The sequence below is a fragment of the Nonomuraea ceibae genome (genome assembly GCF_019396325.1).
Taxonomy (GTDB): domain Bacteria; phylum Actinomycetota; class Actinomycetes; order Streptosporangiales; family Streptosporangiaceae; genus Nonomuraea; species Nonomuraea ceibae.
Window position 1 is genome coordinate 1 of sequence record NZ_JAHKRO010000137.1, and the last position, 21,749, is coordinate 21,749.

General features: G+C 67.9%; 31 protein-coding genes. 17 read left to right on the forward strand and 14 right to left on the reverse strand.

What is annotated here, in order from left to right; translation table 11 throughout:
• Positions 1-936: 936 nt before the first annotated feature.
• The 8 genes from KME80_RS43555 to KME80_RS43590 all read right to left on the reverse strand — a co-directional run bounded on the left by KME80_RS43555 (position 937) and on the right by KME80_RS43590 (position 7,747).
• Positions 937-1,119, reverse strand: a complete 183-nt coding sequence (locus KME80_RS43555) for a hypothetical protein (protein WP_219517491.1) — start codon at positions 1,117-1,119, stop codon at positions 937-939.
• Positions 1,120-1,152: 33 nt separating this feature from the next.
• Positions 1,153-4,050: a hypothetical protein gene (locus tag KME80_RS43560; RefSeq protein ID WP_219517493.1), complete on the reverse strand. Its 2,898-nt coding sequence runs from the start codon at positions 4,048-4,050 to the stop codon at positions 1,153-1,155.
• Complete coding sequence (locus KME80_RS43565) at positions 4,047-4,463, reverse strand: hypothetical protein (RefSeq protein WP_219517495.1); 417 nt, start codon at positions 4,461-4,463, stop codon at positions 4,047-4,049. Before KME80_RS43565 ends, KME80_RS43560 begins: the two co-directional genes overlap by 4 nt.
• Positions 4,463-4,720 (reverse strand): hypothetical protein, encoded by a 258-nt coding sequence (locus KME80_RS43570; protein ID WP_219517496.1) that lies wholly within the window; start codon positions 4,718-4,720, stop codon positions 4,463-4,465. The genes KME80_RS43565 and KME80_RS43570 overlap by 1 nt, the downstream gene beginning before the upstream one ends.
• Positions 4,717-5,046 (reverse strand): hypothetical protein, encoded by a 330-nt coding sequence (locus tag KME80_RS43575; RefSeq protein WP_219517497.1) that lies wholly within the window; start codon positions 5,044-5,046, stop codon positions 4,717-4,719. The genes KME80_RS43570 and KME80_RS43575 overlap by 4 nt, the downstream gene beginning before the upstream one ends.
• Positions 5,047-5,158: 112 nt before the next feature.
• Positions 5,159-5,461 (reverse strand): hypothetical protein, encoded by a 303-nt coding sequence (locus KME80_RS43580; protein WP_219517498.1) that lies wholly within the window; start codon positions 5,459-5,461, stop codon positions 5,159-5,161.
• Positions 5,462-5,463: 2 nt separating this feature from the next.
• On the reverse strand, positions 5,464-7,080 hold the full coding sequence (locus KME80_RS43585; RefSeq protein WP_219517499.1) for a hypothetical protein: 1,617 nt from the start codon (positions 7,078-7,080) through the stop codon (positions 5,464-5,466).
• Between the two features lie 7 nt (positions 7,081-7,087).
• Positions 7,088-7,747: an NUDIX hydrolase gene (locus KME80_RS43590; protein ID WP_219517500.1), complete on the reverse strand. Its 660-nt coding sequence runs from the start codon at positions 7,745-7,747 to the stop codon at positions 7,088-7,090.
• 373 nt (positions 7,748-8,120) lie between these two features.
• Here KME80_RS43590 and KME80_RS43595 point away from each other — a divergent pair, with 373 nt between their 5' ends.
• The 12 genes from KME80_RS43595 to KME80_RS43650 all read left to right on the forward strand — a co-directional run bounded on the left by KME80_RS43595 (position 8,121) and on the right by KME80_RS43650 (position 15,180).
• Entirely contained in the window at positions 8,121-8,300 is a 180-nt protein-coding gene (locus KME80_RS43595; protein WP_219517501.1) for a hypothetical protein, read from the forward strand.
• Entirely contained in the window at positions 8,300-8,452 is a 153-nt protein-coding gene (locus KME80_RS43600) for a hypothetical protein (RefSeq protein WP_219517502.1), read from the forward strand. Before KME80_RS43595 ends, KME80_RS43600 begins: the two co-directional genes overlap by 1 nt.
• Before the next feature lie 11 nt (positions 8,453-8,463).
• A complete protein-coding gene (locus KME80_RS43605; RefSeq protein ID WP_219517503.1) occupies positions 8,464-8,667 on the forward strand; it encodes a hypothetical protein in 204 nt (67 codons plus the stop codon).
• Positions 8,664-9,161 (forward strand): hypothetical protein, encoded by a 498-nt coding sequence (locus KME80_RS43610; RefSeq protein WP_219517504.1) that lies wholly within the window; start codon positions 8,664-8,666, stop codon positions 9,159-9,161. The genes KME80_RS43605 and KME80_RS43610 overlap by 4 nt, the downstream gene beginning before the upstream one ends.
• A complete protein-coding gene (locus KME80_RS43615) occupies positions 9,158-9,328 on the forward strand; it encodes a hypothetical protein (RefSeq protein WP_219517506.1) in 171 nt (56 codons plus the stop codon). The genes KME80_RS43610 and KME80_RS43615 overlap by 4 nt, the downstream gene beginning before the upstream one ends.
• Complete coding sequence (locus tag KME80_RS43620) at positions 9,325-9,495, forward strand: hypothetical protein (RefSeq protein WP_219517508.1); 171 nt, start codon at positions 9,325-9,327, stop codon at positions 9,493-9,495. The genes KME80_RS43615 and KME80_RS43620 overlap by 4 nt, the downstream gene beginning before the upstream one ends.
• Positions 9,495-9,674 carry a hypothetical protein gene (locus tag KME80_RS43625; protein WP_219517510.1) on the forward strand — a complete coding sequence of 60 codons (180 nt, stop codon included), beginning with the start codon at positions 9,495-9,497 and terminating at the stop codon, positions 9,672-9,674. The genes KME80_RS43620 and KME80_RS43625 overlap by 1 nt, the downstream gene beginning before the upstream one ends.
• Positions 9,671-10,042, forward strand: coding sequence for a hypothetical protein (locus KME80_RS43630; protein ID WP_219517512.1), 372 nt, complete (start codon positions 9,671-9,673; stop codon positions 10,040-10,042). The genes KME80_RS43625 and KME80_RS43630 overlap by 4 nt, the downstream gene beginning before the upstream one ends.
• Positions 10,039-10,320: a DUF4031 domain-containing protein gene (locus KME80_RS43635; RefSeq protein ID WP_219517513.1), complete on the forward strand. Its 282-nt coding sequence runs from the start codon at positions 10,039-10,041 to the stop codon at positions 10,318-10,320. The genes KME80_RS43630 and KME80_RS43635 overlap by 4 nt, the downstream gene beginning before the upstream one ends.
• Positions 10,321-10,497: 177 nt before the next feature.
• On the forward strand, positions 10,498-10,872 hold the full coding sequence (locus tag KME80_RS43640) for an RRQRL motif-containing zinc-binding protein (RefSeq protein WP_219517515.1): 375 nt from the start codon (positions 10,498-10,500) through the stop codon (positions 10,870-10,872).
• 280 nt (positions 10,873-11,152) lie between these two features.
• Positions 11,153-14,503 carry a DUF927 domain-containing protein gene (locus KME80_RS43645; RefSeq protein WP_219517516.1) on the forward strand — a complete coding sequence of 1,117 codons (3,351 nt, stop codon included), beginning with the start codon at positions 11,153-11,155 and terminating at the stop codon, positions 14,501-14,503.
• On the forward strand, positions 14,503-15,180 hold the full coding sequence (locus KME80_RS43650) for a hypothetical protein (protein WP_219517518.1): 678 nt from the start codon (positions 14,503-14,505) through the stop codon (positions 15,178-15,180). Before KME80_RS43645 ends, KME80_RS43650 begins: the two co-directional genes overlap by 1 nt.
• A 143-nt stretch (positions 15,181-15,323) precedes the next feature.
• Here KME80_RS43650 and KME80_RS43655 read toward each other — a convergent pair whose 3' ends face one another.
• The 5 genes from KME80_RS43655 to KME80_RS43675 form a co-directional block, all read right to left on the reverse strand.
• Positions 15,324-15,788, reverse strand: coding sequence for a hypothetical protein (locus KME80_RS43655; protein WP_219517519.1), 465 nt, complete (start codon positions 15,786-15,788; stop codon positions 15,324-15,326).
• 199 nt (positions 15,789-15,987) lie between these two features.
• Complete coding sequence (locus KME80_RS43660) at positions 15,988-16,182, reverse strand: hypothetical protein (RefSeq protein ID WP_219517520.1); 195 nt, start codon at positions 16,180-16,182, stop codon at positions 15,988-15,990.
• A gap of 38 nt (positions 16,183-16,220) precedes the next feature.
• Positions 16,221-16,388 (reverse strand): hypothetical protein, encoded by a 168-nt coding sequence (locus KME80_RS43665; RefSeq protein WP_219517521.1) that lies wholly within the window; start codon positions 16,386-16,388, stop codon positions 16,221-16,223.
• Between the two features lies 1 nt (position 16,389).
• Positions 16,390-17,046 (reverse strand): NUDIX domain-containing protein, encoded by a 657-nt coding sequence (locus KME80_RS43670; RefSeq protein WP_219517522.1) that lies wholly within the window; start codon positions 17,044-17,046, stop codon positions 16,390-16,392.
• A complete protein-coding gene (locus tag KME80_RS43675; protein ID WP_219517523.1) occupies positions 17,043-17,504 on the reverse strand; it encodes a hypothetical protein in 462 nt (153 codons plus the stop codon). The genes KME80_RS43670 and KME80_RS43675 overlap by 4 nt, the downstream gene beginning before the upstream one ends.
• A gap of 153 nt (positions 17,505-17,657) precedes the next feature.
• Between KME80_RS43675 and KME80_RS43680 the strand changes: the two genes are divergently transcribed.
• Together KME80_RS43680 and KME80_RS43685 are read left to right on the forward strand one after the other, a co-directional pair.
• Positions 17,658-18,383 carry a ParA family protein gene (locus KME80_RS43680; RefSeq protein ID WP_219517524.1) on the forward strand — a complete coding sequence of 242 codons (726 nt, stop codon included), beginning with the start codon at positions 17,658-17,660 and terminating at the stop codon, positions 18,381-18,383.
• The gene (locus tag KME80_RS43685; RefSeq protein WP_219517526.1) at positions 18,367-18,708 is read left to right on the forward strand and encodes a hypothetical protein; all 342 of its coding nucleotides are present in this window, start codon (positions 18,367-18,369) and stop codon (positions 18,706-18,708) included. The genes KME80_RS43680 and KME80_RS43685 overlap by 17 nt, the downstream gene beginning before the upstream one ends.
• A gap of 759 nt (positions 18,709-19,467) precedes the next feature.
• Here KME80_RS43685 and KME80_RS43690 read toward each other — a convergent pair.
• Entirely contained in the window at positions 19,468-19,797 is a 330-nt protein-coding gene (locus tag KME80_RS43690; RefSeq protein ID WP_219517528.1) for a hypothetical protein, read from the reverse strand.
• Between KME80_RS43690 and KME80_RS43695 the strand changes: the two genes are divergently transcribed.
• The 3 genes from KME80_RS43695 to KME80_RS43705 all read left to right on the forward strand — a co-directional run bounded on the left by KME80_RS43695 (position 19,796) and on the right by KME80_RS43705 (position 20,684).
• The gene (locus KME80_RS43695) at positions 19,796-19,966 is read left to right on the forward strand and encodes a hypothetical protein (RefSeq protein WP_219517530.1); all 171 of its coding nucleotides are present in this window, start codon (positions 19,796-19,798) and stop codon (positions 19,964-19,966) included. The two genes, KME80_RS43690 and KME80_RS43695, sit on opposite strands and share 2 nt — an antisense overlap.
• A gap of 15 nt (positions 19,967-19,981) precedes the next feature.
• Positions 19,982-20,407: a hypothetical protein gene (locus KME80_RS43700; RefSeq protein WP_219517532.1), complete on the forward strand. Its 426-nt coding sequence runs from the start codon at positions 19,982-19,984 to the stop codon at positions 20,405-20,407.
• Positions 20,408-20,513: 106 nt separating this feature from the next.
• Positions 20,514-20,684 carry a hypothetical protein gene (locus KME80_RS43705; protein ID WP_219517534.1) on the forward strand — a complete coding sequence of 57 codons (171 nt, stop codon included), beginning with the start codon at positions 20,514-20,516 and terminating at the stop codon, positions 20,682-20,684.
• The last annotated feature ends 1,065 nt before the right edge of the window (positions 20,685-21,749 follow it).

Below are 21,749 nucleotides of genomic sequence, written 5' to 3' on the forward strand. Positions count from 1 at the left end.
AAGAATGGTCTTAATGGCGCTGGCGGTATTCGAGTCCGGGTCTGGTAGGCGAGGTTTTCCCCGCGCTGGCGAGGTGGCCGGCCCCGGGCGCGGCCGTGCGGCCCCCTGCGGCCCCGTGGCCGCCTCCAGGGGCGAGAGGGCCGGGGCGGAGCCGACAGGGCCTCACAGGGGCTCTCAGAGCCGCACAAGCCCGATCGGGCCCAGGTCGCGGTCCGGCCCCGGCCGGAACCGCGGCTCCCCCGGGCCGGCCCCGGCCGGCTCCTCCACACACACCTATCTCGCCCAGGAGTGGTAACAGTGGTAACACCCCAGGTCAGCGGTGGTAACACGGGTGGTAACAGGAGTGGTAACGCCCCCCGGCCGGGGTGGTAACAGGCCCCTGCCGGCCGGCCGGGCGGGGTCGGCCGCCACCGCCCAGCTGGCGGCCGGCCGCACCGCTCACCATCCCGGCCGCGCGCCCGCCGGCCCCGCCCGGCCGGGCAGGAATCACACCCAGGAAACAGAAAGCCAGCGCCATTCATGCGAGACGCCTGGACGCCTGGACGCCCGGCCTACCCACCCCGGACACGCCCCCTCGCAACCCCTGTCACGCGCCTACCGGCCCGTTTATGCCTCGCCGGAGGCGTGCTAGAGAGCCATTGTTATAGGTCGCACGCGAGAAACAATCAATAAATAAACACGAGAAAGCGCCCCCGGAAACCAAACCCGGAGGCGCTAACGAGAGATTTTCTATCTTTCAGGAAGCGTGAATCTCGGTGGAACTGGTCGCTCCTCTTCGGTCCCGTATTTGTGGAGCTGATAGGCCGACTTTGCGAGGGCGTGAGCGGCTTCCCACTTCTCGGTATCACCCTCCCCGATTGCGTCTCGGATGTGCTGACGAGCCTCTTTGGAGATTTGCAGCATCTCGTCTCGACTGATTCTCATTTCCGCTTGCCTCTACTTCCCGTGTCGGCGTTCGATGAGTGCGAAGTATTCGGGAGTGCCGAACTCCGGGCACTGGCACGGAGCGTTGGCGCATAGCGCGCATCGGATCTGACTGGCGTCCATCTCGCCGGAGACGTAGGAATCGAGATCCGGGGACCATTTGGCGCTGATCTCGTCGCGGTTCTTCTTCGACATGCTGACCTCCTTTTGAGTGGTGAGGTGAGCAGCTTACACGCTGCCCGTGCCCTCTGCTCTGCGCTTGGCATGCCAGTCGCGCAGTTCTTCTGCGGTGTACTTCTCCGCGCGCCCGAGCTTGACCCCGGCCGGGAACGGGATGTGCGGCTGCCCGTTCTTGGCGCGAGCTTTTGCGCGTTGCCTTTCCTTATGCCACCAGGCGTAGGTTTCCGGGACCACACCCTCATTGACTGCCTCTTCGAGGGTGTATCGGTGAACCTTCGGCTCGGGGCCGTAGTCGGTCGTTACCGGCGCGCTGAGAGGCGCCATTTCCTTGTCCTCTGCGGGCGCGGCCGGGCGGGTACGGAACGGCAATACATTGCCCTCCAGAGGTGCCTCTACAGGGCTCTGAGAGGGCGTCTGGGCAGCTCCGGCCGGGTGCGTGGTGTCCTCTGTCCCCTTGTCCTCCTGCGGGGCTGTGATCTCAACATACGATCGTGCACCCCCTCCAGGGGACAGCTCAGGGGACAGCTCCGCGGCGCGCTGGGCCCGGACTGCGAGCCCGCGCTCAAGGAACGGATGCATTTCCTCCAGGCTCCAATTGGGAGCCTGAAAGAGGCGGTTAATGCCATTGACTGCGAGAACCCATTGACCCTTTCGAGTCGGGCACGGCGGAATGGGCTTGCTATCGACGACGGTGCCCCACGTGCTGGCGTTGAAGCCAGTGAGCATTTTGATTCCGTACATCTCGCGGAGCGCGCCGCCGAGTCCCGGGTCCGCGCCACCGCCGGCGGCTGCGGCAGTGAGTTTCTGATAGGTGGAGATGACGTGAATGTTGTAGCCACCGGCAGCGAGTAGCAGCGTTGTAATGTCGTCCCACACCGGGCAGATTTTCGGCATCTTCCCGGAGACGAGATAGTCCTCCAGAATTCCGGCGATCACCGGGTTAGCGATGCAGAGTTCTTCGATCTTTTCGGGGTTCTCGCGAATGCGGGTCCACCACCGGTTGATGTAGAGCGAGAACAGGTTTTGCTCTTCCAGGTGGAGATAGAGCGGACGCCAGGGCTTGGGGCCGCGCTCCTTGCCGCGCCGTGCCTCGAATTCGCGGCACACTCGGTGAATAGCGACCCACATAAGGTCGAGCCTGCGAGGGTCGTTGTAGATCTCGACGTCGGGGAAGATGTCGCACCCCTCGAAAGAGTCCTCCTTGACGTCGATCATTACTTGGCTTCCCCCCTGGAACCAGTATTGAGCGACCAGACCCCGGTTCACGGTGGACTTACCTTGCTGCGTACGGGCCGATAGTGCGGTGTGCGGGGACTCTTTCTGGTGGTAGGTGATAATCGGCTCATTGTCAGCTCCGATACCAACCAGCGCGCATTCCGTCTCGGTACTCGACAAGATCAGATCCTGGACATCTGCGACGGCGACGTAGGTCGGAGGCTGGGGCTTGTGGCTGAACGTCACGGCGAACGGCTTGCGGTCGGACACGCGAGACGCCCAGTCACCGCCCAGCCGCTCCGCCACGATCCGGCGGGCCTGAGAGACGTGCTCCGGCCGGTACTCGTCCGGCAGGCCGATGACGACCTGGGCCGTCTCCTCCTTCCACTCCTCCGGGACCTCCACGGTCGGCAGGATCTCCGCCGGTGTCTTGCCGTAGGCGACCGCGAGCGCGGCCACCATCGGCTTGACGATCTCCACGATGTAGTCAGGCTCGGGCGGCTGATGCCACAGGGTGAGCTGGTACGGCGCGGTGTCGGAGCGCAGGAACGCCCAGTCACCGCCCAGCCGCTCATGCACGATGGCCACCACGTCGTTGATGTGGTGCGGCCGGTGATGGCTCGGCAGCGGTAGCAGGATCTCGCACTCCGGGTTGTCCCAGTCGTGGCTGATCGCCATCGCGTCCAGGATCTCGTCAGAGCTCTGCCCTGTGGCGACCGCGAGCGCGTCAGCCATCGGCCGGATGACCTCCACCACATAGTCAGGCTCAGGCTGCCGGCGAATCAGCGTCAGCACGTACGGAGCGCGCTCCGACAGCGCCCGGTCCCACCGGCCGCCCAGCCGCTCCGTGACGATCTCGACCACCTCGGCGAACTGACGCTCACGCCACCCGTCCGGCACCGGAATACGCAGGGTCGCCCCGGGCTCGTCCCACCGCTCCGGCAAAACGACGTCCCGAAGGATCTCAGCGGGCGTCTGAGCCAGGACCGGGGCCAGCGCGGTAGCGATGGGCCGCACGACCTCCCGGACGTGCTGCGACTCCTCAGGCTTGCGGATGAGGGTCAGCGTGTAGGGGGCGCGGCGGGACGGCTCAGCTGCCCACTCACCGCCCAGCCGCGCGGCCACGATCTGCGCGGCCTTGGCCGCGTGAGAGTCGTCCCAGTGATCCGGCAGGGGCAGCACGACCACCGCGCCGGTCTCCGTGTAGTCGAGCGGCACCTTCACCCCGGTCAGCTGCCACTCCTGCTGACCGAACGCGCGAGCGAGCGCGGCCGTCATCGGATACACCAGCTGCCGGCGGTGCTTGCGGAGGCTGATAGCCCGGTACAGGCCGTAGCCAGCCAGGCCCAGCACCGCGAGTATGCCGGCCGCCAGCAGCGGCCAGGCGTAGACGTACAGCCACGCCAGGACCACCAGGGCCGGCGGGATGAACGCGCGCAAGATGACCGGCCGGCCGTCCAGCGGGTTGAGCGAGGGCCGCCGCTGGACGGCGGTGGCGGAGCGCCACATGGTGGCGCCGGACGGGTCGGTGTGCCCCTTCGAGCCCACGATGGTCCCGCCGATGCTGATCTGCTTGCGGCGCATGTGCTGGACCGCCCCCGCGATGCCCAGACCGAACGAGGCCAGCAGCAGCAGGCCCCAGAACGGGCCGGGATAGGCGTCCTCGATGAGGCCCAGGGGCCGGCCAACCAGCCCCAGGAACGATGCGAACGCGTCGAACAGCTCACTCATGACGGCACCTCCTCCTCTTCGGGGTCCTGGACCACGAGGTGTTTGATGAGCTGCACCAAGGTGTTGTTGCCGTCCCCGGCCTCCTCCGCCCGGACCACGAAGGACTCCCACAGCGAGATCGCGAGGTCACCGCGGAACTGGTGGCCGGTGGTCCGGTGGCGCATCGCGGCGCGGGTCTCGTTGACCCACATGCCGATGCCGTTGACCACCTGGTGATAGCGCGCCTCGGTGTCGTCGGCCCGCTGTAGGGCCTCCTGGAGGGCCTCGCGCAGCGTGCGCAGCTCCTCACATGCGGTTTCGAGCTGGTTGCGGTAGACGCCCAGGGTGCGTTCGGTCTCCTGCCATGCCTGGTGGAGCCGGTCTATCTCGCTGGCAGAATCTCTGAGGGTCCTGGTTCGGACGACGCGGAACATCACACGACCTCCATCCGGATCAGCCGGCCACCGAGCCGGACGAGAATGCAGTCCCCGCGCAGGGAGAGCCCCTGAGCAGCTGCGGCGGCTGTGGCCGCGCGGGCGGCGGCGAACGCGGCCACCCCGGCGCGGTCGGCGCGGACGAACGGCCGGAACATCGCCACGACCGCCGCGAACAGGATCAGCGCCACTCCGAGCGTCCAGGCCAGCACGGGCAGAACGGCCGCCAGGAGGTCCGCCAGCAGATAAGTGATCATCGGTTCATCCCGTCATGGTCGATAGCGGGGGGCAGAGCGGGCAGGGAGGGGAGCATGTCCGGGGTGACCGCGACCGGGATGATCTGGTCGCGGTCCACCTGCATATACACGATCTGGAGGCGATCCGGGGCGGCTGCGACCTGAGGCGCGGCGTTCATCCGGATAGCGGAGTGATGCGTCATATCAGGAGGTACGGGCGCGGCTGCGGGGCTGGTCGAGCCGGGGCCATACCAGGGGCCGACCTTGGCTTGCAGGACCATCGCCCCGAACACCACGCCGGCCCCGAACGAGCCAGCGCCCACCAGGGCGAGTGAGATGATGCTCATGCTTGAAACTGCCTTCCCGGGCGGTAGCGGTAGTGGGTGGGGTCGCGGTGCCACGCGGCCCCACCTGTTCTTGGGCTGTAGACGTCTGGCCGTCTGGACGTCGGAGACGGGGTTACCCTTGATCATTCTCATGTGGGCCTCCGTCCGGTTCGTCGTCGGCGAAGGCCAGCTCGATCAGTCGCCGGGCCTCCGAGAGCATGTCGGTCTGTGAGGCCGAACCCTGGGCCTGGGAGCCCAGTACGTCACTGAAGTCACCCCGCAAGATACGAGCGAGCTTTTCGAGAAAGACGGCGGCGACAGCGATGCCCACCTGCATGTCGGTCAGGGTGTCTGCCGTGACGGCGGCACCGAGAAGATCCCGAGCCTCGTCGAGCTTGCTAGCGATCGTCTCGAACAGCGCGTCATCGTCGTTCATGGCTAAACGCTCCCTGTCAGCGGGGCCGGTGTGGTCTCCGCCACCCTGGCACGCTCACGGCGCAGACTGGAGCGAATCGTGTCGAGCTTCGCCGGTATCCCGGCACGCTCGAACCGGGTCATGATTTCCTTCGGGGTCACGGTGAACAGGTCCACGCCCATCTCCGCGACGGTGGCACGCACATGTGCAGCCACGCTGTCCGCCTGACTGGAGTCATCCTCGATGTGGTGCCCGTGGGCATGCGTAGGGTCATCGCTCGGTACGGGTGCGGGCTCCCGGAAAATGACCGGGGTGGGAGGAGCCGTGACCGTAGTCGTAACCGTGCGGGTTGCAGACGTCTGGACGTCGTGACCCCAGTCGTCCGCTGACCCGTGACCGGTCACCGCAGGGTCACCGGCCGGGGCATGACCCGGGCCTGACCCGTTGCCCTGGTCACCGGTGGGGGCATCGGGTGACCCGTGACCGGTCATCAGCGCCGTCTGAGGGTCATCGTGTGACCTGTTGACCCTCAGACGTCCCGACGCCTGGACGCCAGATGGAGCACCGAGTGACCCGTGACCCGTCAGCGCGGGGGCAGGGGCGCGGAGCGCGGCCAGCAGCCGGGCCACCTGCGCGTCATCGTCGTTCGTGCGCTCCACGGTCACCTCGGGCGCGGCCGGGGCGGGCGTGCTCTCCTGCGGGGCTGGGACGTCCAGACGTCGGGACGCCTGGCGGATAACCACCGGCACCGTCTTGGCCCGGGACTCCGGAGCGGGCAGCCACGGAGATCTGACCGGCACCTGAGCGAGGTCGGCCGTCCCGAACATCACCGCGAGCTGCCGCATGAGCTTGGCCACCAGCTCCGGGTCATCCGCGAGCCGGGCGTACTCCACCGCGCGATCGGTCGCGCGGTCCAGCCGGGCCAGAGCCCGCCGGCGCTTGCGGGTCGCGTCCTCCGGCAGCATCCGGAGTTGCTTGGCGCGCTTGGCCACCGTCGTGATGTAGCGGTGTACGGCCATCTCGCCGGCGTTGCGGTCGGTCGGGTCGGCCAGGCCCAGCACCACCAGGAGGCGCGAGAAGGTGAACCGCCACGCCACCCGCTTGGACCCGCCGGAGCGCTGCCGCTCCACCTGCATGCCGCGCTCCCACAGCCACGCGGCCACCAGCGGGGCCGCGAGCCGGAACACCGCCTCAGGGAAGCTGCGCGCGTCCATCGCGGACAGCACCGCAGACAGGGACGTGAGCGCCCACACCGCGATGCCGTCGATACCGGCGGAGAACTTCTCCCGCATGTTGCGGCGGGCCCGCACGGCGGACGTGATGACCGCGATCTCGATGAACGCGAACAGCAGCAGCCGTAGCGGGCCGTCCAGTCCGAGCACGTCCTCCGCGAACCGCCACATGCCCTGAGCTGACACCCCGGTCGCGATGCCGGCACCCGCCACAGTGAGCAGGTCCTCGATACCCCACCGCTGGTGGGTCTTCTGGACCAGAGTCCGGCCGGACCGCCCGGCCGCGCGCAGCAGCCGGACGACCAGGACGACGGCGAGGGCGCCGGCCGCGAGCGCGAGCACGCCGGCCCCGATCGCCAGCACAGGGTTCGCCTCCGCCCACGCGAGCAGCTGCGCGCCGGTGGGCATCGTGTTCTCACTCATCGGACACCTCGGGCAGCTCGGAGAGTTGATCGATCAGGTAGCGGTGGACCGGCTCGAACAGGCCGGGGAGCAGCTGCTCTGCCTCCTTGAGGCTGACCCACTGAACGGCGGCGAGTTCGTCCGGGTCGCCCACGATCGGCTCGTTCTGGCCGCTGACCGCACACGCGAGGTAGATCATTGTGCGCCCGGTCTTGGGGTGGACTCGCCGGCCGATCTCACGCTCAGCGGCGATGACGCGGAGCCCGGTCTCTTCCTTGACCTCGCGCGAGGCGGCGTCGGCCGGGGACTCGCCCGGCTCAATCTCGCCGGCGATGAACGTCCAGGGCGGGGTCCCGTCGTGCCGCTGACCAAGTAGCACACCCCGCTCGCTAGTCACGATAGCCGCGACGACCGGAGGCTTCTCCGGCAAGCGGGCCTCGTTGGTAGTCGGCGGGGTGTCCTGGGGAGTAGCCCCGTCCTCACCAAGGATGTGCCTTGCGACCGCATCCAGGTTCTGGAGTCCCACGGCGACGAGAGCATCACTGAACTCGGCCTTGGTGACCCTCCTACGGGTCAGGGCCATTACATCGATTACGGACCGATCCATCTCAGTCGAGACCTTCTCTGACACGTACAGCCTCACGGGGTACCGCCTCCCATCTGTCTGGGCCATGACTCTTTTCCTTCCTGACTCACTGAGGATACGATGCCCCTGCGATCCTCACAAGCCCTGTTTAGGTCTTGCGATCCTAGGTTAGGATAAGTGAGGATCACAGAGGTACGGCTGCCACTGTTGGCAACGTGACAACCGTAGGACAAGCAGGGCTCACAGAGGATCACTCGTGAGCGACAACACAAAAGGCCCCACCGGGGGCTCGTGGAAAAGATCCCGGTGGGGCCGCAACCCGAAAGGTTGTGAGGTCCATCATGCCTCAAATCAGACAGCGGGGCACCGCTGGTCAGACGCCATCCACGTGGGTGTGTGACGGCTGCGGCCGTCCGAACCCCCGCGCGGCGATCTGCTGCCAGGGCTGCGGGGGTTCGCGATGAGCAAGCCCAACGACGTAACCCCGGACCAGGCCGCCCGCATCGAGGCCGCTCTCGGCCGGGTCGTCCAGCTCCGCGCGGAGAACGCGGGGCTCCGCCGACAGATCAAGCAGGCCGCCGGTGCCCCCGGCAGCGTCGTGTCCCTGCTGGACCGGCGTCCGCGAAAGGCGGGCCGGTGATGGGAAAGCAGACGAACAGCCCGCAGGACCTGCCCCCCTTCGAGCCCAGCGTGACCGATTGGGGCCGTGAGCCCCAGCCGCTACGCGACCTGTACGACCAGCTGCTGCCTGAGCTGCACGGCCGCGACCAGAACTTGAAGGGGCGCCGCTGATGTGGGGAATCATGAAGCGGCTGCTGCCGTACACGCTCGCGGCAATGGTCGGCCTCGCCTGCGCTGGCGCGATCAAGGAACGTGCCGACCGCGACCGGGCCGACGTCGGCCGTACGGTCCAGGTCACGCCCACGGTCACCTCCTCCCCGGACCTGTCGGAGATCGCTTGCGATGCCGATGGGTGCTGGTTCGTGAACCAGGTGGGGGGCCGATGATGCTGCGGGTTCACGACACGTTCGGCGACATCATCGACCACCAGCGCGACTACGCCGCCGCGATCGACACCGCGACGATGACCGGCGACCTGGGCGCGCTGGAGGACCTGGCGGCGGCGTGCCGCACCGAGCTGGTAGCCGAAGCACGCCGGCAGCAGGACGCGCGGCTGCTGTACCGGGTGGCCATGACCTCACTCGCGGAGGCATGGACGCACGACAGCGCGCGCGTCCTGGTTAACGGCGACACCGCCCGCGCGGTCCGGGCCGAACTGGAGGTCCTGCGGGGCCGCGGCGACGTCGACGGGCTCGCGCACGAGGCAATGGCGGAGTGGTACCGGCTCTTCGACCACGCCCGCGCGGGCGGAAACGTCCCGCTGATGGGGCGGCTCGCCCGGGTCGCGCTGGCGGAGTTGTGCGCCTACGAGGCGTGCATTGACGCCGGCATCACCCCGGCCCAGATCAGCCTTCTCGGTGCGGGAGGTGAGGGCCGGTGAACCGCTGGACCTGCCCGCCCGTGGAGCAGCAGCTCCGGGCCGTGGAGGCGAACGCGCTGCGCGGTGAGCTGATCCGGCTCGCTGCCGCTGAGGACCTTCTGGCCCTGGTGGACGCCGAACTCGCGCAGATGCAGCAGACCCTCGACCAGATGGGGGCCGGCCGATGACGCGGAAGCTCACCGAGGAGGAGTACGACACGGCTCAGGGCCGGGTCGTGCGTGGCGCGCGGGAGCGGGCTATCGCGGAGCTGAGGGCCCAGGAGGAGACCGGGCTCGTCCCCGGCCGGGGCCGCAAGACCAGCACCAACCCCACCCCGAAGAGGGGGAAGCGCTGATGGCCAAGAACCAGAAGGCCAACCGGGCGGACATGCAGAAGGCCGCCCGCGCGGCCAAGCAGATCGCCGCGAAGTGGTCGGGTCAGCCCGGCCCGGACGCCGAAGAGATCGTGGCGGTCAGTCAGGCGATGGCTGACCGGTACGTGAAGCGGCTCGCCAGAGAGGAGGGCAAGCGGTGATCGGTCTGCTGAACGCCTTGCTCCGCCGCCGCAACCGGCCGCCCCGGGGATTCCCAGCGGCCGGCCTCGACCTGTACGACAGCGAGGACGGCGACCTGGTCGCGCTCGGACACGTCAGCGCAGACCGGATGACGGCGGCCGTCGCCGAGTACATCCAGCACACCCGGTACGCGCCCAACGCGGTGGTGGACGACCCGCTGGCCGTTCTCGCCGGCGGGGCTGACCGGGTGCGGGCCACGGTCTGCTACGGCTACGCCACGTTCGACCTGAATCCGGCCGGGTTCAGCGAGTTCAGCGCCGTGCTGTTCGTGAAGCCCGGGACCAAGGGGGCTTGGCCCATCACCTACTGGCCGGGGGAGGACGGATGACGGTGTACGTCGACGACTGGCGGCAGCCCGCGAGGGTCGGCCGGATCGGTGGCTACTGGTCTCACCTGGTGGCCACGACGGACGCGGAGCTGCACGAGTTCGCCGCGAGCATCGGTCTGCGCCGGGAGTGGTTCCAGGAGTTCACCAAGGCTGGCCACCTTCGACGCCCGCACTACGACGTGACCGACGCCAAACGGCTCCAGGCGATCCGGGCCGGGGCGGTGGCGGTGTCGTGGCGCGACCTTCCCCAGCTCCGGCGCGAAGGGAAGGTGGCTTGACCTTGAAGTCCCGTCCGGGGTCTGGCTGGAGTGCGGCTCTGGCTAGACCCCGGAGTCTGGCGTCCATACGTCTGGACGTCTCCACAGATTCATCAGAGCTGGTCTCCCCCCGGGGCCTGTCCCGCCAGGGAGACCAGCTCTTTTCCCGTGCCACGCCGCTGGAGGAGAGCACCGCTCATGGCGAAGTTCAGGCTGAAGTACCACGACCCGGAGGGCTCGGAGTGGGGCATGCCCACCTACGGGTGGCGGATGGCTCCGGGCCACCTGAAGACCATGCGGCAGCTCGCGGCGGCCGGGCTCCGGCCCGGTGGCCAGGGCGTCCAGGCACAAATCCTGTGGGGTGTCCGGCGAGTACGGGCCGCCTACCTGTACGACGTGCGGCTGGCCAAGCCGAAGCGCGTCCCGACCGAGCGGCAGCTGGAGGCGCTGAGCAAGGCCCTCGCGGCGCGGCGGACCTGTGCGGAGTGCGGCCGGGACGCGGGCTATGTGCTGCCGCGCTGCTACGGGATGTGCCTGGACTGCGCGGAGGATCGGGGGCTGATCTCCGCATGACGTACAGACGTCAACGCCTGGTGAGGCAGGGGATCAGGCCTCACGCAACACGATGCCTTGATCGCATAGAGAGGCCCACAGTGACCGATCACAGGCGTAAGGTGATGCCTCACAACATGCAGAAGCCCCACCTGTCTCCCGGCGTTTGCCGCGCCGGAGGTGGGGCTCTGCACCAACATCGCTCTAAGGGGAGAGTCTACGTGACTCAACGCCTGCTCTTGCAGTGCCATGCGCGTAATGCCAGCGTCACCGCTGGTCACGGTGTGTCGGGAAACCTGGCATGACCGCCGAACAGGTCCCGCTATCAGCGGGTGTCCGGCCGGTGCCGGGGATGACCGGCCGGGAGTCCTACGTCTACGACGTCGACGCCGGCGAAGTCCGCCAGGCCGGCCCCGGCCGGGGAAGGCTGGTCCTGGACTGGTGTCCCAGGGTCACCCGGCATCTGGGCCAGTACACCTCGGACGGCACCGGGTTGACCGCCAGGAAAGTCACGATCGAGGTCGACGGCATGATTGCCACGGTCCCGATGGGTGACGTCGATGACGGCAGCGTGTGGCGGACCCGGTTTCAGAAGGTGCAGGGCCGCGCGACCCGGGACGTCCGCGACCTGCTGACCAACATCGTTGAAGATCAAGCCTCCAGGCTGCCGCTGGAAAGCCTGACGCCCCGATGGGTGGACGGACGCCTGGTGATGCCCCCACCGGAGGCGTGCCCGCGCGGGTACGGACAAGTCGCCGGCACCCGGGAGGAGTGGCAAGACCAGCTCCGGCAGATCGCCCGGTCACCCCGGATGATGCTGGTCGCCGGGCTCGCGCTCGGCGGGCTCTACCTCCAGCCGCTCGCCCGGCAGATGACCCGGCAGTCCTACGTCGTGCACCTGCCCGGCGGCAGCAGTGAGGGCAAAACCTCCACGATGATCGCCGCCGCCTCGATGTTCGGCTACCCGGACCCTGAGGGCGTGGTTGAGTCGTGGAGCGTCACCAAGCAGGGGCCGGGCGCGTGGCTGCGCTCCATGCATTGCCTGACCGGGTTCCGTGACGAGCTGGGCGCAAGCGGCATCACCGGGCAGCAACTCGAATCGCTGCTGTTGAGTCTCATGCAGGGCTCCGAGCGTGGCATGTCCGAGCGGACCGGCGGAGGCTACCGCGAGTCGCAAGGGTCCTGGAAAGGCGCGCTGATCAGCTCCGGGAACGTGGCGATCCTCGGGCAGATCACGAACGAGGGCATTGCCGCCCGGGTCATCGAGATCCGGGGCGGGCTGACCATCGACGCGACACACGCTGATCTGGTCACCTCCCAGGCCAAGCGGACCTATGGGCATGCGCTGGCCGCGATCGTGGAGCGCGGGCCGACGCCGGACGCCTTCCGGGAACTGATGACGCGGGCCGCCGAACAGCTCGGACTGCCGCCCGGCGGGGTGCCGCGCCGGATCGGCGAACATCTGGTGATGGGGATCGCCGGCGTGATGATGCTGGCCGACCTCGCGGGCGTTCCCGAGATCACGACCGGGGTGGCTGACGCGGCCCGTGAGATCCTTGCCGATCTGCTGGACTCCCTGGCCGAACGCGGCACCAGGCCGGGGGACAGGCTTTTGGCGGCGGTGCGTGAGTCGATGGCCGCGCGGGTCGCGGAGTGGCCGGACCTGGGCCGCTACCGGGTCGCCGCGAGGGGGGAAGCGGTCTTGCCGCGCGAGATCTTCGGATGGGATCTGCGGGGCGAAGAGGGCGAGTATGCAGGCTGGGACGTGGCGATCCTGCCCGGCAGGATCAAGGCCATCGCCGCTGAGGCGGAGATCATGGACGTCGGTATCGCGCTCGGTGACCTGGTCAGCCGGCAACTGATCAGGCGTACGAAGTCCGCGAAAGGCCGGCAGACCGTACTGCGCATCGGCAACGGCGACACACAGAAGGTCTACGTGCTGCGCGGGGTCACTCTCGATGACGGGCCGGACGAGCCTGATGTTCCCAGTCAGCCCCAGCAACCGGCGCTTGCCCTGGTGAGTGAGCCCACCACGGGGGCGGGTTCCGTTCCCGATGAGCAGCCGGACGTCCAGGCTCCGGAGCCGCCAGCAGTTGAGGTCCCACCGCCGGCGGAACCGGTCTCGCAAACTGCCCCGGAGCTGGCCCCGGCAGTTGAACCGGCCACGCCCGTCGACGGGCTGGAGGTCAGCCCGGCCGGGCCGGTGCTCGCGCTCGCGGCCGACCTTGACGGCATCTATCTGCCGGACGGCACCGTCTTGGAGCCAGGCCCGGCCGGCATGGGTGCGTGGCTGGACAGGGTGGCGGAGCTGATGCCGACCGGCAGCGTGGCCATCACGCACGAGCTGGCCGCCGCGCTCGGCTACCCGGCAGGGCCTCAGGCTCAAATCCCGGCATCGGTCACCAGGCGCCGCCGCAAGGCTGAGCCGCCGGCGTGCCCGGCGCTGGACGACGCCACGGCCGCGGGCTGGTCTCACTCCCGCAAGGGCATCGGCGGGTGGACCGCGTTCTGGCGTGGCACTGACGTGTCGTTGCAAGTGGCGGTCCTGGACTGGCAGACCCGGCAGCACATCTCCGGGCAGTGTGCCCTGTACCTGTCCCCGGATGACACCCCGATGGAGGCCGCCTACCTCCTGGGCCGGTGGCGTGAGCTTGCCGGGGTGCCGCACGCCTACAACGCGGGCAGCTCCCTGACCGGGATGATCCGTGAGGAGTACAGCCCGGCCAACCGTAAGCCTGGCGGGCGGGTCCCCAAGTTCAAATGGGACGGGGAAGGCACCCCGGCCGCCGGCATCCAGAAGGAGACGCATCTGACGTGGCGGCGGCCGTGGTCGCTGTGGACGCCGGAGGAGCAGGCCGCGCCGTTGGTGGTGCCGTTCGACCGGTGGAACGCCTATCTGGCCGCGCTCGGCTCGGCAGAGCTGCCCTGGGATGGGCTTGTGCACGCCGGGGTTGACGGCGGTTTCGACAAGACCCGCGCCGGCTATTGGCTGATCGCCGGGACGTGGTACGCCAGGACGGCCGGGCAGCTGCTTCCGGACCTGACGCACCGCAATGCCGGCGACGGCGACGGGCCGGTGTGGCGCACCACTGACACGGTGCGGCTGCTGCTGGAGAACGGGATGCCGCCTGAGGCGATCCTGGACGCCTGGCTGGCTCCGGAGCGGCCGACGCCGAACGGCCGCGCCTACCCGGGCACGGCAGGCCGGGGCCGCACGCACACGGGCCGGGTGCTGCTGCCGGTGGCCAAGCGGCTCTCTGAGGCGCTGCTGAGCATCCCTGAGGGTGTGGCCGACCCGGCGGAGGGGCGCGTCCGAGCGTCGCTCAAGGCCGCTTACAGCGAGGGATACGGCATGCTCGCGCACGGTACGCCGTGGGTGAAGCGGCCGGACTGGGCGGACATCATCGTGTCCACCGCGCGGTGCACGATCCTGCGCCAGGTGATCCGGATCGGTCAGGAGACCGGGCGGTGGCCGGTGGGGCTCAATAGCGACTGCGCCTACTACACCGCCGACACGGCGGACCCGGAGGCGGCTAACCCGGGTCTGAAGCTGGCCCAGGCCGGGCCGGTGCTCGGTGCCTACCGGGTGAAGCCGGGCGAGATCGTCAGCGTGGAGGAATGGCGGGCCAAGCTTGAAAGGAGCGAGGGCTGATGCCGAAGATCAGAGGAAACCCGGTGAGCCTGGCCTCCGCCTCCTATCGGCTGATCACTGGCAAGAGTGAGGCGTCAGAGCCGAAGAGCACGCAGGAGCGTACGAAGTTGGTCCTGGAGGCTCTGCAAGAGGGCGGGCTGACCCGGACTCAGGCCAAGCAGACGTTGGCCGGTGAGGCGGGCGTGGGGGTCCGGACCGTGGAGCGGTGGGCGGCCGGCACGCAGGAGGCCAAGGACACCGCGAGGGGCGCGCACGCCAGCGCGCTCGGTAGCGCGGTCCGGGCGGTGCGGACCCCGGCGAGCCGGGTTCAGTCGATCCGGGACGCGGCTACCCGCGCCCCGTCCGACCCGGCCAGTGCGGTCACCCCGGCCGGGGGCGAGGATTTCAGCCAGGAGGCCCGGGACGCGGCCGGCCGGGCTTCGCGGCTGGCCAACGACGACAACGGGCTGACCATCACCGGGGATGTCACGGTGAGCCAGAGCACCCAGGAGGGCCGCACCCTGAAGTTGGGGCGGTGGTTGCCGGAGGGGTCGTTGGATCATCTGCCGGATGTGTTCCGGACGGGCGGGGCGGAAGCGGTCGCGGCCGAGATCAACCGGTTGATCGGGCAGCACTACGTAGCCGGGATGACGGTCAGTAACGTGACTGAGATCTATTTCCACACCTACGAGACCTGATCGCCAGACGGCCCCGGCCATCATTGGCCGGGGCCGACCTACTGCCAGGAAGCGGAGACTGACGTCTAGACGTCACCAGCATGGAGCCCCCGGCCATCGGGCCGGGGGCTCCATCGCGTCGGTCACTGATGCCCTGGGGCTCGTCAAGCGGCCCGGGGGCCGGCGGGGGACGCCGCGCTGGCTAGGAGGATGAGAACGGTTTCCAGGCTGATCGTCAGGTCCTCGCGGTCGAACGCCAGGGAGGTTGCCAGGGCACCGGCCCGGCCGGGCAGGGGCAGCGCGGGGAAGCGACGACCGTGGAAGGACTCCACGTCGTCCCCGTGCTCTCGGGCGTAGGTGTGCAGGTCGGTCGCGTAGAACAGAGCGGTCTGACCGCCTTCGTAGTCGGGGAGTAGATCCTGTTCCCTGGCGTGCCAGGCAGCAGACAGCAGGAGGCCGGCCCGGCTCTCGGGGGCGATGGCGGTCCAGGTCTTGAGAAGGTCGCCGTCATGGGTGGCGTGGACGTGGATCGGGTCGTGGGGATGGTCTGCGAGCACGTTCTTAAGATCGATCAGTGCGTTCGGGATCTCCGCCGCGATCTGCATGAGGTGGAACGGTGGTGTCTCCATAGGTTTCTCCTTCGGGAAGGGGTGAGGAGTCGCTACCTTGCTTCGCCTTCACTCCACAGGAGTGTGCCGTCACATCCCGTGATCGGGCATGGGGTTTCGTCCAGGTCGACGGGGTCGTCGCTGTGGAGGTCAGTCCAGAAGCCAGCCTCAGCCCCACAGTCAGAGCAGGTGGCATGAGCCGCATATGTCGAGTTCATGATCACTTTCCTTCGTTGCGGAGTCGGTTCGCGGTCTCCTGGAAGGCGTGGCGGGTGACGTCCGCGATGGCCGCCTCTTCGTAGTTCCCCTGTTCGAGGTAGCGCAGCTCGTCATCCATCAGGATGGATGCGAGGTTGTCGTACTCCGTGGCCTTACGCTCGCGGGCCTGGGCTTCCCTCTTCTTGCTGCCGAACATGTCGCGTTCTCCCTTTGTGGCGTCTGGACGTCTAGGCGTCATTTTGTGCGTGCGGCTTTGATGATCTCTTCCACGATCTCCTCATCGCTGAGGTTCGTGCGGTCGATCAGCTTCGCGATCAGGATGTGGGCACCGATCCGGGCGTAGGCGCGTTCCTGATCGTGGGTCATCTCCGTAGTCCGGGGCTGGAAACGGCGGTCGCTCACCTCAGCCCTCCAGCAGTTCGGCCAGCATCGCCCGGTGAGCGGGGAACACGGTCCCGTGGAAGGTGGTCTCCACCGCGCGCAGCAGCTCCGGGTAGGATGCCGCCGGCAGCCACATCGCGCGCTTGGCATCGTCGGCGCCCGTCAGCGTGGGCAGCTCGCTCGCGTGGAAGGTGGCGCGGCTTGGGACGGTGACCATCCATGCCTCATCGCTCGCGCGGGGGTCGGGAACGTACCGGGCTGGCAGCGTCTCCCAGACGGTCCCGGCCGGGAGCGTGAGCCCCGTCTCCTCCTGCAGCTCGCGCACGGCCGCCGCGGCCGGGTCCTCCCCCGGGTCGACGTGGCCGCCGGGCAGTGCCCAGCCGTGCCCGTCCGTCCGCTCGACCATCGCCAGCCACCGCCCGCCGGCGGTGATGCCTACCACCACCGCATCAGCCGCCAGCGCCTCGCCCCAGTGCCCCAGCTCGTTCCTGCCGTACCGGATGCCCGTCTGCTGACAGGGGTTGACCGGGCGGCCGTCGACGACCTGGAACGGGATCGCGGCGCGGGCCTGGCGCGGTGCCCAGTCGATGAGGGCCGGGTCTGCGATCGGGTCGGCCCACCCTTCCACAACTCCTGTGGTGAGCACGTCGGGGTGCGTGTAGCTCTTGGCCTGGCTCATCGGGTTTCCTTTCTGTCCGGGTAGGTGATCGCCCACTGTTCGGGCTTCTTCGGGGCAGTGCGGGTGATGCTGTCGCGCCGGCGTTGCGCGGTCGCGCGGCTGACGCCCATCGCGGTCGCTAGCTCACCGTAGGAGCCCCCTTGATCGGCGTGGGCTCGAATGGCGGCGGCAGTGGCTCCGCTCACGCGCTGCCGGAGGGTTTCCAGGTCTCGGATCAGCCATTCCGTCCAGGCGGTGTCCGCTTCGATCGGCTGGTCTTTGAGGCTGAGGCCGGCACCCTCTGGGATCTCCGGACTCCGGCCGGAGCGCAGGGCCGCCAGGCCCACTAGGAGCGTGTCGACAGCCTCCAGCAGTTCGGCAGCATCGGCACCGAGCGCGGCAGCCTGATCAGGCGTGAGACTGATGATCAGATCCAGTCCGGCACGTCGCGCGTTCTCGCCCTGGTCGTAGGTCAGCATCGCCCCTCCTTCCTGTATGCGTTTGCATACAGGAAGAGTGTGTATGCATTCGCGTACGGGCGCAAGCGCTCACGAGGTATCGGTCTGGCTCTGGTTCTGTCACCCTGGAGGGCAGACGTCTAGACACCTAGACGCATCACCTCGGAGGTTGCATTGGCTGAGGACACGGACATCACGTCCGTGGTCGCGTACAAAGGCGGGGTCGGGAAATCCCTGCTCGCCTATGAGCTTGCGTACCTGCTGGACGCCGTACTGGTGGATCTCGACTGGGACCGGGGCGGCGTAACCCGTCAGTGGGGTTACCGGCATGAGGACCGGATTCGGTCTCCGCTGCTGGACGCCTTCGACAAGGGCAAGGCCCCGACTCCGTTGCAGGGCTACCGCAAACCGCTGCTTGTGCCGAGTCACCCAGACCTAGCCACGAACCAGCCGCCGGCCGATTACGTGGCGGACCAGCTGGAGGCGTGGGCGCAAGCTTGGGGCCGGCCGGTGGTGGTGGATACCCATCCCGGCGGCTGTGAGACCACCTACGGGGCCGCGAGCGCCGGCCGGGTCGTGGTCTGCCCGTCCCCTCTGGCTACCAAGGAGCTGGAGGCCCTGGAGGGCATGCTCGACGAGTTGGCGGACTACCCGCTGCTGATCGTCCCGAACAAGGTCCCCCGCGTTCCCCCAGCGGCAGAAGTGGCCAGGCTCGGCAGGCTGGTCAAGGCTGCCAAGGTGCCCGTAGGGCCTCCGGTCTCATTTCACTACTGGCTAGAGCGTCGCAAGATCCGCGTGGCTGTGACCTCGTATGATCCGGTTCCGGCCCGGGTCAAAGCCCTGGACGATGAGCTACGCGCGGTCGCGGAGACGGTAAGGGGCTATGGCCGACACACCTGACAACGGAATGAAGGCGCTGGAACGCAAGCGGGAAGACGCCCGCCGGAGCCGCAAGGCCCCGACGCCGCGTCACCCCCGGCCACCGGAGCCGGAGCCCGCCGCAACTCCTGCCAAGGGTTCAGACAAAAGCAAGGACCGGTCAGCCTTCACCTGGAGGCTGACCGTTGACCAGAAGATCCGGCAGACGACACTGATCAACCGGCTGTGCATGGATCTTGGGCAAGGCCGACTCGATAAAGCCGACGTCCTAGAGGCTCTGGTCACTCTCGCGGAGACTAACCGCACCGTATACAACGCGCTGGTGTCGAAACTCTCGGCTCACTGACGCTGAAAAGGCGGGCTGGACCACACATGGTCTGGCCCGCCTTTTTTCTGGTCATCCGGTGCCGTACAGGTAGTGACACGCACGATTCCGGGTCACGTTCGCTGGCACGTTCGGCGGGAAAAGCTCATCGCATTTCCGGTCAACCAAGCGTGGGTCGAGTAGTCCATTTCCACCGCTGTTGGTTTTCCCCGTGCTGCGAGGCTGGCTCGGTGGCTGGGCCTCTTTCTGCCGCGACGGTGAGACAGTGCCGGTGTCCCTGGAGGGTCTGCGCGGCGCCGTGTGATCCTGACGCTTGGCATCCCGACGTGAGGAGCCCTTGCCGCGCGGCTTCTCCGTTCTCTCTGGCCTGGGCCGGGCCGACGGGGTGATGGCCGGCGGGCTCGGAGGCTCCACGGACGGAGTTGCGGCCGGCGTGCTCGGCCAGCTGGTCGACGGCAGCGAGGCAGGAGAAGTCCCCGCCGGCGGAGCCCGGCCCGGGAAGCACCGCCAGGAGCACGCCCGCCAGGCCGGCGACCGCGACCACCATCCCGACCGGGGCCACTGCTCTCCAGTCCACGCGACTCAGGTCAGGCCCGTACCACGGCCGCGGCCGGGGAGGCTCCGACCGATGCAGACCGGCCGGCGGCGGGTCCGCATCGGAGGCGGGGGCGGCCGTCTCCGGTTCTGGCGGCCACGGGTCCGGCGGCTCGGTGGCGGGCTGTGGTCGCACTGGCCAGACGCGCGGGCCTGGCCCTCCGTTCTCCTCTGACATAGGCCCCCCTAGATCAGCCCTCGCTGTTTGCACAGCTCTATGAGGTGGTGGGCGTCCCTGACATCAGGTCCGATCCGGCGGGCGAGGTCCGCGAACTCAAGGGGGTTGGTCGTTCCGACCAGTCTAGGAATCGTGTCCTTCAGGCTCATGAGCCGGGCGATTAGATCTTGCCTGGGGTCACTCATAGCGCGCACCTCCTGACTCTCTGTGCTCTTGATCGCACAACGGTAGTCGGCCCAGACGTCAAGGCGTCCAGTTTCAGCAATCCCCTTGACGGTGTACGAAAGTTCATACACTCTGAAGGTGTACGAAACCTCATACACCGAAAGGAAGATCATGGGGAAGAAGAAGCGCGAGAAGAGCACCGAGACGGTCGTCCCGGCCGGCCAGACCGAATCCCTCGGAGGTCGCAAGATCTCCGGAACCAAGGACGTGCGGATCAAGACCGACAAGAAGGGCAACCGCACCATCACCACCAGCGGCGACCTGTTCATCTCAAAGGGCTAAGACAACGCTATGAGCATGAAATTCACCGAAGATCAGAACGGACCCGCCGTCACTATCCGGCTCCCCTCAACACTCGGAAACGACGCCGCCGTACTGTCCGACTGGTTCGACACCCTGATCTGGGCTCTCCACAATCTGCGGTCCGGCGCCTGGGATTTCGAGCGCGCCACCCCGGAGACCCGCACCCACGTCGACCTCGCAATCAACGACCTGGAAACCCGCCTCTCTCCCCGGCTCTCTGGCCTCCGCGATGCTCTGATCAGACGGCACTACGAGCTTGGAGGATCACACGGGGAGCTCGCGCTCGCCCTGGACGTCCCGCGCAGCACCGCCCAGCACCGTCGCCGCCAGCTGGACCCTGAGCCCACCGCCTGGGAGCGCTGGGCAACAGATGGCAGACCGGCCCCCACCACCCCGACCGGCTCAGAGAACCCAACCTGAGCGACCCAGCCCCAGCCCTGATCACGAGAGGAACCACATGAGCCCGTTCAGGAAGAAGAAGGACGATACTCCGCCACCGCCCGTAAGGCGGGACAAAGTTATCGCCATGATCAAGGCCGATCTTGACCGGGAAGACGCGATCGACCGCGAAGACAACGAAGCCTGGCGACGCGCGCAGGCCGCAGGAAACACCGCGTGGCAGGGCGCCACGAAAGCCGAGATCCAAGCCGCAAACGAAGGAGTCAAGCGCGCGACGGACACGCGCTGGTTCAAGTAGCTCACAGCAAAAGGAGAGGCGCGGCCAGGTGGCCACCCGGCCGCGCCAGACGTCTGGACGTCCAGACGTATCGGGAAACGGGAAACGCTGGAAATCATCCAGTCAGCCACTCATACTGAAGAGAGAAGCCTCTCCCGGCTCTCTCCCGAAAGGAAGCACACAATGAAACTCAGGGCTAAGGACTGCACTAAAGAGGAAATTCGTCAGCTGGTTGCCAAGGATCATAAGGTTCCGGCTTATGCAGTAGACGTCAAGGAGAATGGTTCGGTGACTGTCTCAGGAAGTGACGGCGAACGAGTCGTTGGGAGATGGACTCAGAACGACGACTAACAGTTCTTTCCTCTTATTAAGCGCCTCCGGGTTTGGTTTCCGGGGGCGCTTTCTGGTGTTTGTTTATCGATTGTTTCTCGCATGCAGTCTATAAGAATGGCTCTCTAGCGCGCCTCCGGCGAGGCATAAACGGGCCGGTAGGCTCCTGGAGGGGGTTGTGAGGGTGTGTGTTCGGGGCCGGTAGGTCGGGCGTCCAGACGTCCAGGCGTCTCGCTGAATGGCGCTGGTCTGCGTTTTCCTGGGGCGTGATTCCTGCCCGGCCAGGCGAGGCCGGCGGGCGCGCGGCCGGGATGGTGAGCGGTGCGGCCGGCCGCCAGCTGGGCGGCGGCGGGCGGGCTTGCGCGGCCGGGCCGGGGGAGGCCTGTTACCACCCCGCCCGGGGGGCGTTACCACTCCTGTTACCACTGGTGTTACCACCGCTGACCTGGGGTGTTACCACTGTTACCACTCCTGGGCGAGATAGGTGTGTGTGGAGGAGCGGGCCAGGGTCCGGCCGGGGAGCCGCGGTTCCGGCCGGGCCTGGCCGCGACCTGGACCCGATCGGGTGTGTGCGGCTCTGAGAGCCCCCTGTGAGGCCCTGTCGGCCCTTCCCGGCCCCTCGCGCCTCTAGAGGCGGTCACGGGGCCGCAGGGGGCCGCACGGCCGCGCCCGGGGCCGGCCACCTCGCCAGAGCGGGGAAAACCTCGCCTACCAGACCCGCACGTGAATACCGTCAGCGCCATTAAGACCATTCTC